This is a genomic window from Dethiothermospora halolimnae, from assembly GCF_037577855.1.
GTDB lineage: Bacteria > Bacillota > Clostridia > Tissierellales > VENL01 > Dethiothermospora > Dethiothermospora halolimnae.
The window spans coordinates 121763-134690 of sequence record NZ_JBAKFX010000007.1; the positions used below are offsets into that span (position 1 = coordinate 121763).

A 12928-nucleotide genomic window follows, 5' to 3' on the forward strand; every position below is an offset into this window, starting at 1 on the left:
TTTTTATAATTATACACTTAAAAAATTCTACTAGATAGGTTTTGACTAAATTAAAAATATGGTAAGGGGTATTCACAAGTATATAGTGTCTATTGTTAAAGAAATATATTTGATATAATGTAAGTATAAAGTGTTTTTAAGATAGGGGTTTTAATAAATAGCTTAATAGATATTTAATAGAAACTATGATAATATCAGATATAAAAGGTAATACTAAAAGGTATTAATTTGTTAAAAATCTTATTAATGAAACTAGAGATAGAATATATTTTATTTATTACAAATTAGGAGTGATATTAATGAAGGGACTTTCCCTTTTTGCCAATGTAGGAGTAGCTGAGACATACTTAGAGAATTTAGGAATTGATATGGTTTTAGCAAATGAAATTGACCCTAAAAGAGCAAAATTTTACAAACATCTTTATCCTTCTACAGAAATGATAGAAGGGGATATTACAGATAATAAAATTTATAATAAGGTTGTTTCTAAAGCTTTAGACTACAATGTTAATTTTGTTATAGCAACACCCCCTTGTCAAGGCATGAGTACAGCAGGTAAAAAAAATGATTTAGACCCAAGAAACCAACTTGTAAGTTATGCCATTGATATTATCAAAGAATTAAAACCTGCTTTTGTATTGTTAGAAAATGTTCCCCAGCAGCTAAAAACTAAAATTGAGTTTGATGGAGAATATATGTTAATACCCAAATATATAAAATATCAGTTAGAAGACATATACTTGTTTAATAATGATCCTATAATTGACTGTGCAAATTATGGGGTACCCCAAACTAGACAAAGATCGATTTTTCTTTTAACAAGAAAGGATATCGGAAATAGGTGGGAGTTTCCAAAACAAAACAATAAAATAGTAACATTAAAAGAAGCCATTGGCGATTTACCATCCTTGGATCCACTAATATATGATGTTTCATATGAGAAGCACTTATCAGTGTTTCCAGAATATGAGAAAAAGATGGAGGAAGCAGAAAAAGTTTCTAAATGGCATACACCGCCTAAACATATATATAGACAAGTTATGGCCATGAGATATACACCTACTGGTAAAAGTGCATTTCAAAATGAAAAAATAGAACATCGTCCCCATACTAAAGATGGGCGAATTGTAAAGGGATACAAAAACACATATAAGAGGCAATCATGGGACAGACCGGCATATACTGTTACTATGTATAATAGAACCATTGGTTCTCAAGACAATGTACACCCAGGTCGACCTATAGGATTAGATAATAATGGTTATATGATTTATTCTGATCCAAGGGTCCTAACTATATATGAACTATTAAAAGTAATGTCATTACCAACTGATTGGAATATACCAGAGTGGGCAAGTGAACATTTTATTAGACAGGTTATAGGTGAGGGGATTCCGCCGCTATTAGTAAAACAAATTGTAAGTCAGATAGTAGAAAATGAAGAGTTTAATATAGCAATTTAAATGAGGTGAGAATGATGGATAAAGTGTTGTCAGGTTTATCCTTATTTTCTAATGTAGGAGTAGCAGAAGCATACTTAGAGGAGATAGGAGTAGACATTAAAATAGCAAACGAGATAGACCAAAAACGAGGAGAGTTTTATAAATATTTATATCCTAAGACTAATGTTATAATAGGGGATATTACTGATAATTCAATTAGAAATGAGATTGTTAATGAGTCAATCAATCAAGATATAGACTTTATTATTGCTACACCGCCTTGCCAAGGAATGAGTATTGCTGGAAAGATGAATCCCCATGATTTAAGAAATCAGTTAATATCATATGCCATAGATGTGGTCAAAAGAGTAAAACCTAAATTTATATTGTTAGAAAATGTACCGAGGCAATTAAAAACTAAGATTGATTATAATGGTGATAGGATATTAATACCTGAGTATATTCGTCTAGAATTAGAAGATCAGTATAACTTTAATAGTAATCCTGTTATGAGTGCCATGGATTATGGTGTACCACAAATGAGAAAAAGAAGTATTTTTTTAATGAGTAGAAAAGACACTACAATTACATGGGATGCACCGGAAAAATCAGAAAAAATAATAACTTTAAGAGATGCTATAGGGCATTTGCCAGAGATAGATCCAGTAATAAGAGAAGGATATGAAACTACACTGGAATATTTTCCTGATTTTGAAGAAAAAAAAGCTAAAGCACTAGAAATATCAAAGTGGCATTATCCTCCTACTCATGCATTAAGACATATTAAGTGGATGATGCATACACCAAGTGGAGAAACAGCCTTTAATAATAAAATATATTATCCTAAGAAGGCAAATGGAGATAGGATCAAAGGTCACTATAATAACTACAGAAGGTTCGATTGGGACAAACCTTCCAGAACTATAACCCAAAATAATGGTGTAATATCCTCTTTGACATGCGTTCATCCTGGAAGATTGATTCAAGATGATGGGACAGAAGAAGGTAGAATCTATTCAGATCCAAGATGTCTTTCTATATATGAAATTTTAATTGTAACTTCTTTGCCTAAAGACTGGAATATACCACCTTGGGCTAACGATAGAATGATTAGAAGTGTAATAGGAGAAGGAATCCCCCCATTACTTGTAAAAAGAATAATGGAGGGACTTTTGAAGGAGTTATAGTATTGTTATTAATTTGTTTAAAAAATTTTGGAGGAATTTAAATGGCTATAAACAATAATCATAATAGATTAATAATGCCAAAGCAAGATGGAACATTAGAGGCTTTTTACAGCTCGTTGAAAGTTTATTATACTTTTTTACAACAAGGATATGATTGGGTTTTTAATAAAGACTTTAAGCCAGCAATAGCACAACAACTTAATTTGTCCAGTAGTTCAGATGGACCAATGCTAATTAAGAAATCAGAAATCCCTAGGTATTTTAATTTTGTTGAGTATAAAAGAGATGGCAACAGTGGAAAAGGTAAGATTACTGAACGGGGTAAAAGAGCATATAATGCATACAACCAGTCGAAATTTGATGTGTTAATTAAATTAATATTCGAGTCATTACTTAGTGATACCTTTGGCAGGAATAATTGTGCCGTTCCAGGAAGTGATTCAGACATTGAACCACCAATTGTATTATTAAAATCAATAAACAAACTTGGATATTTATTTATTAATGAGTTTGCTTATATATTGTATCAAACACATAATTTATCCATAAAGCTTGATGATGTAGTTGAAAATATTAAACAAGGTAGGTTATCAGATGAGAAATTTATTACTAAAGTTCCAAAAAAACTAAGAAATAAATATAAAGATGCTAAGTTTTTAGTATTTTTTAGGAATTTAGGAATTTTAGAAGAAGATGATAAGGGAGCATACCAAATTTCAAATTACGTAATCAATAATTATTTGGATATTATTCATGATTTGTCTATATACAATGATTCTTCCCGACAAGTAGAAGTAGGGTTAGCTGATCCTGAATATAAAAAAATAAGAAAAAGAGTAAATAGACAAAGGTTTATCGAAGATAGGCATGATTATTTTGAGGAATTTAATATTTTGAGGATAGAACCTTACGATGAAAATAGTAAGGAGTTAGACCATCAAAACAATAGACAGCCTAAATATAAAGAAACTATTAGGGGAAAATGGTACGAGACAAATAGAAAATTAAAGAAAACTGCCATAGCTATAGCAGGATATAAATGTATTATTTCTTCCCACCACGATACATTTCTAGGGAAAGATAAACGACCATTTTTTGAAGCCCATCATATAGTCCCAATGGCAGCTCAAGAAGATTTTGGTGATACCAATCTTGATAGAGTGGAAAATATAGTAGCTCTTTGTCCAACATGTCATAGGGCAGTACATTATGGGGCTTATGATATAAGAAAAAAAATATTAAAAGAAATGTTTGTTCAAAGAAAAAAAGAGTTAGAAAATGTAGGCATCTTAATTGATTTTGAAAGGTTATTTGATTTATATTACAAATAAAAATGAAACCTTTTTGAAAAGTAATCGTCTAAACTATAAAAAGGGGGAGGATTATGTTTTTGAAAGGGAAAAAAATTACTTATATATTAATAATCATCCTATTAACAATAGGTATCATAGGGTGCGGAGCAAGTAGAGATGAGAGTATGGAAACAAAGGATATGGCACAAAAGGAAAGGGCTACAGAAGATACAAGAAAAGGTAAAAATCTAGATATTAGTCTCGGTTCAGACCAAAAGAATAATAAAAAGAAGATAGAAACTCAAAGAAAGATTATAAAATCAGCCCATATTGAACTCGAAACTAAGGAATTTGATAAAACAATTGATGCCATTTTAAATAGAGTTGGTGAAATGGGAGGATATGTTGAGAGTTCAAATATAGAAGGAAATAGAATGGATAATGAAGGATATAATAGCAGGGAAGCTAGGTTTAGGTTAAGAGTTCCATCAAATAAGTTTGACAAATTCAAAAATGACTTTAATGATTTTGGTAATGTAATAACCAGTCAAATGAATGGTCAAGATATAACCGGTGAATATTTCGACAAAGAAGCCAAACTAGAATCATTAACAATACAACAGGAAAGGTTACTAGAAATATTAAAGAAAGCCGATAAAGTTGAAGATATAATAAAGTTAGAAAAGGAACTAACTGATGTGCGATATGAAATAGAGAATATAACAGGGACTATTAAAAAATGGGATAACTTAATAGATTATTCCACATTTGAAGTCAGTGTATATGAGGTTTATCAACTAACAGAATCAGAAGAGAGGGCTAATAGTCTAGGACAAAGAATTAGTAAAGGATTTAAAAATTCTATTAAGTTGTTAATTGATATGGCAAAGGACACTGTAGTGGCCATAGCTTCAATATTACCCTTTATGGTTATAATAGTACCTATAATATTGTTACTTCTTTACTTTATTAAGAGGTATAATAATAATAAAAAAGAATAAAAGGGGGACATATGGCTAAGATTCACAAGGGAAAAAATCTATTAAAATCAAAAAGAAATGGACTATTGCTTAGGGTAATATTGATTATAATATTTATAATAGGTGACATTGGCTTAATATTTAAAATAGATATTAATATTAAGTATAAATTAATATTAATAGTACCATCTATTATCGGTATATTTTTAATAAGATATTATTGGAAAAACTTCAAAATAGTTAAGTCTGGAGTAGCAGGAGAAAATATTGGTCTTAAAATAGCTAAAAAATTACCAAGAAGTTATGAAGTCTTTAGCAATATATTTCTTCACTACAAAGGACAAGGCTGTGAAATAGATCTAGTAGTAATTGGTGATAATGGTGTATTTGTTATAGAAGTGAAAAATCATAATGGAAGTATTGCTGGAAGGGGATATGATAGTAATTGGACCCAACATAAAGTAGGGAAAAATGGAGGTAAATATACAAAAAGAATAAATAATCCAATAAAACAATTAAAAAAACAAATCCATATATTTTCCCAAAGTATAAAAAAAGAAGGGATAAATATATGGATAGATGGAATTATACTTTTTACAAATAAGGGTTGTAACTTAGAAATTAAAAACAGCGACACTACAATTATGTCTGTAAATGATAATAATATTGTAAAGTATATTACTAATCATAAGGGAAAAAAGAAATATAATAGGGGAGATTTAGATAAAATAAAGAAATTTTTAATAAAACATCAGAAATAAGTATTTTAAAATAATCATCTTGGGAAATAATAATCTTGAGGTGATTATTTTGAGAAAAAAAGTATTATGTCTTATATTATTATCAATATTCGTATTAGCATCATGTAAGGCTGGAGAAGAAAAACCTATGGAAAAGGAAAAAAAAGAGGAGTTACCAAAACCCCTCGTTTCTATGGAGGAAAAATTAGACGAAATATTTAAGGATATTGAAAAGATACAGAAGGAAAAGGAAAAGCCAGAGGAACCAAAGAAGGAAGAAAAGAAAGATAAAGAGGAGTCTAAAGATAAGGAAAAGGATCAACAGGGAGAAGAACAAGGTAAAGGAGGAGAAGATAAAAAGAAGGAAGAAAAAAAAGATAAGGAAAAAGATAAAGAGACTACTAAAGAAGAGAAGATAAATAAGATGTGGCAACAATTAGATAAAAGTATATCAGCAGTACACGAAGGCTGGAACAGTTATGAATCAAAGGCTGTGAAAGACGGTGTCATGGAAGAAGATTTATCAAAATTTGAGGATTCAATAAACAAGGCTACTGTAATGATAACTGAAAAAAAAGATATGGAAACCCTTCAGTACTTAAATAACGGAACATTTTATATGGCAAAATTTTTCGACTTATATAGAGATCATCCCGATGGAGATATAGTAAGAATGAAATACATGATAAGACAAATATACTTAGATGGAACAGTGGGAAATACCACTAGAATGAATGAGATCATAAGTGGTTTGGAAACTGGATTTAGTAGACTTAACCAAAGGGTAGAATTAGGTAAAGGAAATAAGGAGCTAATGGATAAACTTAAGTTATCCCTAGATAATCTTAAAATAGCTACAAATGAAAAAAATCCTAAATTATTAATGATAAAAAGGGATATTGCCCTTAAAAACTTGGAGAAAATAAGGGAAGAAGCTAAGTAAAGACTATTTTTGTAATTATGTTGGCAAAATGTTATATAACAAATCAGCTTTAACTGATTTGAACCTCAATTGTCAACTGTCAATTCTCCATTGTCAATTATATAACGGTAGGGACTAGGCATGCCTAGTCCTTTTTTAGAGCCATAAAATAGATGAAATAAGCAATAGACTTTTATTATTACACCTATCATCGTGCAATTAAAATAATACCAATATATGGTTGAGGACAAGCTTAAGTATATGTATAATATAAGTATAGATATAAAAAAATGTAAAAAATAAGGGGGAGGGAATAATGAAGAAAATATTAATATTAAGTATATGTATATCTTTAGCTATATTCTTATTTGGATGTGATAATAGTAAAAAAGAAGTTATAAATAAAGGGGAAAAGGATAATAAAAAGGAAATCACTATTGTAACCTGGAATGGTGTAACTCACCCAGTTTGCGATATATATAAGCAGACTTTTGAAATGGAAAATAATGTGGAGGTGAATTATGAGAGTATAGATACTACAACTTATGAAGATTATCTTAAAAAATTAAATTCTAAACTATATTTAGAAGATGGACCTACGATGATTTTATTAAGAAGTGAAGACGTATATGGAAACTATGCTAAACAAGGTGTTGCTTTAGAGATTACAGAAAAAAGTGTACCTAATATTAATAAATTGTATAAGGGATTTACAAGAGATAAAAATTATTATGTTCCCATATCTATGTATCATTATCCTATGATAATAACGAAGAAATGTTTAGAAGACTTGAATATGGAGTCACCAAGTTTAGAGTGGAGTAAAGAAGATTATTTAAAAATAAAAGATAAGTGGCTGAAGAAAGAGCCGAGACCCTTTAGTTATAGAGAGTATTGTGACATAGTTAAATACCCTTTAAGAAATATGGAACTATTCAATGAAGACGAGGAGAAAATAGAAATTGATAAAGTAAAAAAATATATAAAAAGTGCTAAAAAACAAATATATTCGGGAAATTATATTTTAAATAAGGATCATAAATATGATAAGTATATAAAGTTTTTTAAAAACTATAATGATCAAGATGTTCTGGATTTATTAAAGTACAATGAGGCTAAAAATGACTCATTATTAAGTCGAGGTATGGTATATGAAAATGGACTGAAATTTAGAGGCATATTTGGAGTATCTCAAGACGATGTTGTTTTATTACCAGATATAATGAAGGATGATTATCAAATATATACATGGGGATTTATTGTCAATAGAAATGGGAAAAATACTGAACTAGGATTGAAGTTTATAAATGAAATTCTAGATGATAAGCAACAAATAAATGTTTATAAAGATTCTAAGATTGGTAACTTTCCAGTTATCAAAGGAATTGAAGAAGAAATAAGAAGAATAGAGAAAGAAAGAGAAATAGAGGATAGATTTATAAAACTAAGGGAACATATATTAGACAAATTTAATAAAGGAGAATACAAAGTCTATAATAGTCAGGATAGTAAAAAAGTAGAGTTTTATAACATGCTAGAAGAGGATCTAGTTAAAATTATATTTGATGAAAAGGAATACTCAGATGATGAGTTAAGTGGAAAGTTACAGAAGTTAGAGGAAAAGTATAATATGTGGTTGACTGAATAAACTTTTAAATCAGAGGAGAATGGAGAAGGGAGAGAGGAGAGATAATGTAGGGACTAGGCATGCCTAGTCAGTTTTCAGGCATTATTCACTAGTAGTACTATATTTTAAAAAATATAGTAAAAGAATTGGTGGTGAGGTTGAACTATTAATCAATGCATTCTTAAAATATAAAAACTAATAGTATATATATAGGCTATAGATTTAAATATTTGTTCATCTGAAATTTATAAAATAATAAGAATAGTAAGGGGCAGTATATAATGAAAAGAAGGATAATCAATAAAAATATTTTAGTAACCATGGGTATATTGTTAATGACAGTTTTAATCAGTTGTTCCAGTAAAGAAGTTAATATAAAAGATGATATAAAAAGACCTAAAAAAGAATTGACCATGGCGGTTTGGAGTGGGGATATGGATAAGGGAGATATTGATCTGCCTATAAAAGTCTATAATGTGGTTTGGCAACAGACTGAGGAGAATAAATTCTCCTCTATTTTTTGTTAAAGAAAAAACAAAAAATCAGACTTTCAAATATTTGTGGATTGGATAAACCTAACCCCTTCGGTGCAGGAAGAGGAAAAAAGGTATATTTAGTTGTTAGAAGATATATGTATTCTTCAACCTATACAAAAGGCATTATATAAAAATACAACAATAATATTATTACATTATATTTAAAAAAATCCAAAATGTTCTTGTAATGATAAAAGCAGTATTGTATACTAGAGATGTGGTATTAAAATGAAAATATATCACATTAATGTAAATGCATAATATAAAAGACATAGAAAAATACAAGTGAAGGGGACAAGCTCGTCAATGATTAATAACAGACTGAAACTAAAAATAATTGTTATTTTTTTAACTATAACATCTATAATTAGCATTAACTCTAAAATCCTAGCTAAAGAAGAGGATAAAATTGTCATAAATTATTTTTACATAACTTCCTGTAGTACCTGTGATGAAATAGAAGGCTTATTAGAAGAAGTAAGTAATAAAGAAAATATAGAAATAATAAAAAAGAACATAGGTGTGAAAGAAAATTATAATAAATTTTATGATTTCCTTCAAAAATATAATGTTCCATCAAATGTTAAAGGAATAGTTCCAGCTATATTTACTGAAGATAAGTACTTCATAGGAGGAGAAGATATAAAAAATGGACTTAAAAATATATCACAGATAGAAGATATATCACTCGATGAAAAAAGTATAAATAATAAAAAGTCAGCCTTTAAAACATTGGCCATATTAGGGGGCAGGTTTACTAGATGGGTTTAACCCTTGTGCCATATCAATGCTTTTATTCTTTTTATCCTTTATACTGGCAAGTGACAAAAGGAATATATTAATCATAGGTGGAGGTTTTATACTGGGAACATTTATAGCATATTTTCTCTTAGGAACAGTACTATACAGTGTCTTAGGAATGATAAATGGGAAATTAATACGGAGCATTATTACATATGTAATGTTAATATTAGTTTTTACTCTAGCTGTATTAAACATTAAAGATTATCTAAACATAAAAAAAGGGGACTATGGAAAAGTATCATTACAATTACCCCTATTTTTAAGAAAATTGTCCCATGGAATTATAAAATTTTTTACAAATATAAAATCAAATATATTTATAATGACGTCCTTAGCTTTTTTACTGGGATTTATAATATCCTTTACCGAGTTTTTATGTACAGGACAAATTTATCTACCTACAATAGTCTCAATGATACAAACTGGGGATAAAGGCATTTATAATGTACAAGCTATATTTAGATTAATAATATACAATATAGGCTTTGTAATACCACTTATTGTAATATGTCTATTTACATACTTTGGACAAAGAATCCTTGATATCTCAGAAGTATTTAGAAAAAATCTAGAAAAGATAAAACTAGCAAATGCATTATTCTTCGCAATAATATTTGTGTTGATATTAATAAATATTATGTAGAGGTGATAATATTGAAATTTTCAAAGATAAAAGTTATGGATGATAAAGACAATATAATATTTGACGATAATAGCTTACATTTACCCATAAAAGAAGAATACATTATAGAAAAAAGTATAGAATTATTTAATGATCCAGAGCCCTGTGTTATACATAGATCAGCGGTGATATATAACATAGGAAATGAAATAACAAAAAACTTATCAGAAGAAATGAAGCTAGATAAGGAAGAAAACCTTATACAATGGAACCAATTACCAACCCATATAAAGGATAAGCTATTATTTGATAAAGTTCCAAGTAGAATCATAATACAAATCATATAGAGGGGAGATAAAGATATGGGTACAAAAAGTAGAAAAAATAAAATAATAAATATACTGATAATAATATGGGCAATAGCCTTAACAGGATATGCTGGATATAGTTTTTATAACAACATGAAAATATCAAGAGCTATGAAGGCGATGAATAGTCCTGAATTAGATATAGAAAAAATAGACATGGGTTTACAACTTAAAAAAGATAAGGATATGAAACTAAAGGAAGTAGTAAAAGAAGAAAATACATTCTTAATATTCTTTTCACCTAGCTGTGAAGCCTGTGTAAAGGAACTTGAGTTTATCGATAAATCATATAAAGAAAATCAATTGAAAAAGAAACCTATACTAATAACAGCTAGTAAAAAACATATAGTTGATAAGTTTATAGAAGATAAGGATATACCTTTTGAGTATTATTTTATAACAGAAGAAGAGCTAGATAAAAAAATAGGAGTAGGTAGTATACCATTAAGTTTTGTAATTGATAAAGAGGGTAATGTAAAAATGGGTAAAAATGGATGGAGTAGTGATAAGTCCTTCCAAAACGAATTAATTGAAAAGGTTAATTCATTTAATTAGGTAATAATTTTTAGGTGGGGAATGCTAGGAAAATAAATTTAAATGTAGGTTGTTAAATTGAATAATAAAAAAAGAGTGTTAGTAATGTTACTTGCTATAGTAACAATGTTAATGGTTGTTGGTAATGTGGCTTTTGCTACTCATATAGTTGATAGATGGACAGATTGTGACAGGGATGGAGATAACTGTATAGATTATGTCAGAAAATGTACAGATATTAATGATCCAGACAGTTGCTGGGTTGAAAAGGAGTAGCTATTAAGTCATAAAATCCTTATTTTTAAAATGAAAATAATAGTATTGTAAAAATGTATTTTCGTTAAACTAGCTATCATTCCCCACCTATATAAAATATATAGAATTAAGACAATAAGTGGAAGATACGGGTTTTTAAGTAGTATTTGAGTTAGGAGGGAAAACTATTAAGAGGTTATATATTACTATATTATTGATACTTACACCTTTGCTATTAGTACTGGCAGTCTGTTACGAGGAAAAGAGTAATGAAACAAATAATATACTTGAAAAAGAAGTAACCATAGCAGTTTGGAATGGAGAACTGAGATTGCATGGTGAAGAAGTAGGTCCTATAATAAATGATAATATGGCAAAGTTTAAAGCAGATAAAGATATAAATGTAAAATACGATATAATTTATGCTAATACATATGAAGAATATTTAAATAAACTAAATATAAAGCTGTATAAAGAAAATGGACCTACTTTAATCTACTTTTATAACGAAGATTATAGAGGTTCAGCTATAAACTATATAAAACAAGGAGTAGCTTTAGAGGTAGAAGAAGACAAGTTGCCTAATGTAAATAAATTGTACGATATATTTAAAGAAGATAGTATTTATTATATACCTATAGGTATGAATTATCCTGCAGTAGTACTTAATAAACCGATGTTGGATAGATTAAATATTAAGGAACCTGATATAAACTGGACTAAAAAAGATTTTACAGACATGAGGGAGAAATGGATAAGTAGCAAAGAAAGAATATTTAGTTCAGATGAATATTCATATATAGTTAGATATCCTTATTATGAATTAAGTATAATAGATAAAGAGAAGAAAAAAATAAATTTAAATACTGATAGTATTAAAGAATTTTTAAAGAAATCTAAAGAAAAATTGTCCTCGAGTGAATATAAGTTTATTGAAGATCTAGAGTTTTATTATAATGCTATTTTTGAGTATAGGTCAAAGGAATGTAAGAAGGAGTATCACCAGATAGAAAGGTACAATGAAGAATACTTGATAGCAAGTAATGAGACCGAGAACACCTTAAAGGTAAGACCAAGACGTAGAGCTAACAAAGACTTTATAATCGTACCGAATCCATACAGTAAAAGGTTAAATACTTTTGGTTTTATAGTAAATAAAAGGGGAAAGAATATAGAAGTAGGGTTAGAGTTTATAAATCAATTATTGTCGGATGAAAACCAAATAAAGGTATATACAGATGATGTTTATTGGTTTTATCCAGTTAATAAAGAAATAGAGGATAAAATAAATAAAAAAGCAAGGGAAAGAGATGTAGAAGAAAAATATATAACAATGAGAAAACACGTTTTGGATAAAATAAAAAGTGGAGATGATATGAATTATCTAGGTGAAGATGTAAAGGTTCAATACATAAGAGAGAGTATAGAGAAAGATTTCTTTAAGATTATATTTTCAGATGAAGAATATACAGATGAGGAGTTAGAAAATAAGTTGATAGAGATGGAAAATAAGTATCAGTTGTATTTTAGGGAATAATTTTTTAAATCAGAGGAGAGTTGAGAAGGGAGAGAGGAGAGATAATGTAGGACTAGGCATGCCTAGTCCCTTTTTAGTGCCA

The 12928-nt window shown here is 28.6% G+C and carries 15 protein-coding genes; all 15 read left to right on the forward strand.

Annotated features, from left to right (window positions below; genetic code table 11):
• Window positions 1–299 precede the first annotated feature (299 nt).
• The gene (locus tag V6137_RS04985) at window positions 300–1463 is read left to right on the forward strand and encodes a DNA cytosine methyltransferase (RefSeq protein ID WP_425446787.1); all 1164 of its coding nucleotides are present in this window, start codon (window positions 300–302) and stop codon (window positions 1461–1463) included.
• A 14-nt stretch (window positions 1464–1477) separates the two neighbouring features.
• The gene (locus V6137_RS04990) at window positions 1478–2629 is read left to right on the forward strand and encodes a DNA cytosine methyltransferase (protein WP_425446788.1); all 1152 of its coding nucleotides are present in this window, start codon (window positions 1478–1480) and stop codon (window positions 2627–2629) included.
• A gap of 41 nt (window positions 2630–2670) precedes the next feature.
• A complete protein-coding gene (locus V6137_RS04995; RefSeq protein ID WP_425446789.1) occupies window positions 2671–3960 on the forward strand; it encodes an HNH endonuclease in 1290 nt (429 codons plus the stop codon).
• A 59-nt stretch (window positions 3961–4019) separates the two neighbouring features.
• Window positions 4020–4922 carry a DUF4349 domain-containing protein gene (locus V6137_RS05000; protein WP_425446790.1) on the forward strand — a complete coding sequence of 301 codons (903 nt, stop codon included), beginning with the start codon at window positions 4020–4022 and terminating at the stop codon, window positions 4920–4922.
• 11 nt (window positions 4923–4933) lie between these two features.
• Window positions 4934–5662, forward strand: a complete 729-nt coding sequence (locus V6137_RS05005) for a nuclease-related domain-containing protein (protein ID WP_425446791.1) — start codon at window positions 4934–4936, stop codon at window positions 5660–5662.
• Window positions 5663–5711: 49 nt separating this feature from the next.
• Window positions 5712–6584, forward strand: a complete 873-nt coding sequence (locus V6137_RS05010; protein ID WP_425446792.1) for a hypothetical protein — start codon at window positions 5712–5714, stop codon at window positions 6582–6584.
• Window positions 6585–6879: 295 nt separating this feature from the next.
• Entirely contained in the window at window positions 6880–8211 is a 1332-nt protein-coding gene (locus tag V6137_RS05015) for an extracellular solute-binding protein (protein WP_425446793.1), read from the forward strand.
• A 260-nt stretch (window positions 8212–8471) separates the two neighbouring features.
• On the forward strand, window positions 8472–8717 hold the full coding sequence (locus V6137_RS05020; protein WP_425446794.1) for a hypothetical protein: 246 nt from the start codon (window positions 8472–8474) through the stop codon (window positions 8715–8717).
• Window positions 8711–8857 (forward strand): hypothetical protein, encoded by a 147-nt coding sequence (locus V6137_RS05025; protein WP_425446795.1) that lies wholly within the window; start codon window positions 8711–8713, stop codon window positions 8855–8857. The genes V6137_RS05020 and V6137_RS05025 overlap by 7 nt, the downstream gene beginning before the upstream one ends.
• Window positions 8858–9032: 175 nt before the next feature.
• Window positions 9033–9497 carry a hypothetical protein gene (locus tag V6137_RS05030; RefSeq protein ID WP_425446796.1) on the forward strand — a complete coding sequence of 155 codons (465 nt, stop codon included), beginning with the start codon at window positions 9033–9035 and terminating at the stop codon, window positions 9495–9497.
• A 16-nt stretch (window positions 9498–9513) separates the two neighbouring features.
• The gene (locus V6137_RS05035) at window positions 9514–10173 is read left to right on the forward strand and encodes a hypothetical protein (RefSeq protein WP_425446797.1); all 660 of its coding nucleotides are present in this window, start codon (window positions 9514–9516) and stop codon (window positions 10171–10173) included.
• Window positions 10174–10184: 11 nt separating this feature from the next.
• The gene (locus V6137_RS05040; protein ID WP_425446798.1) at window positions 10185–10499 is read left to right on the forward strand and encodes a hypothetical protein; all 315 of its coding nucleotides are present in this window, start codon (window positions 10185–10187) and stop codon (window positions 10497–10499) included.
• Between the two features lie 15 nt (window positions 10500–10514).
• Window positions 10515–11075 (forward strand): TlpA disulfide reductase family protein, encoded by a 561-nt coding sequence (locus tag V6137_RS05045; protein WP_425446799.1) that lies wholly within the window; start codon window positions 10515–10517, stop codon window positions 11073–11075.
• A 57-nt stretch (window positions 11076–11132) separates the two neighbouring features.
• Window positions 11133–11330, forward strand: coding sequence for a hypothetical protein (locus tag V6137_RS05050; RefSeq protein WP_425446800.1), 198 nt, complete (start codon window positions 11133–11135; stop codon window positions 11328–11330).
• Between the two features lie 193 nt (window positions 11331–11523).
• Entirely contained in the window at window positions 11524–12846 is a 1323-nt protein-coding gene (locus tag V6137_RS05055) for an extracellular solute-binding protein (RefSeq protein WP_425446801.1), read from the forward strand.
• The last annotated feature ends 82 nt before the right edge of the window (window positions 12847–12928 follow it).

Bases quoted from the DNA above. Each gene is read 5' to 3' on its own strand.
- V6137_RS04985 (WP_425446787.1), top strand. From the start codon at position 300: ATGAAGGGACTTTCCCTTTTTGCCAATGTAGGAGTAGCTGAGACATAC.
- V6137_RS05015 (WP_425446793.1), top strand. From the start codon at position 6,880: ATGAAGAAAATATTAATATTAAGTATATGTATATCTTTAGCTATATTC.
- V6137_RS04990 (WP_425446788.1), top strand. From the start codon at position 1,478: ATGGATAAAGTGTTGTCAGGTTTATCCTTATTTTCTAATGTAGGAGTA.
- V6137_RS05035 (WP_425446797.1), top strand. From the start codon at position 9,514: ATGCTTTTATTCTTTTTATCCTTTATACTGGCAAGTGACAAAAGGAAT.
- V6137_RS05045 (WP_425446799.1), top strand. From the start codon at position 10,515: ATGGGTACAAAAAGTAGAAAAAATAAAATAATAAATATACTGATAATA.
- V6137_RS05005 (WP_425446791.1), top strand. From the start codon at position 4,934: ATGGCTAAGATTCACAAGGGAAAAAATCTATTAAAATCAAAAAGAAAT.
- V6137_RS05020 (WP_425446794.1), top strand. From the start codon at position 8,472: ATGAAAAGAAGGATAATCAATAAAAATATTTTAGTAACCATGGGTATA.
- V6137_RS05030 (WP_425446796.1), top strand. From the start codon at position 9,033: ATGATTAATAACAGACTGAAACTAAAAATAATTGTTATTTTTTTAACT.
- V6137_RS04995 (WP_425446789.1), top strand. From the start codon at position 2,671: ATGGCTATAAACAATAATCATAATAGATTAATAATGCCAAAGCAAGAT.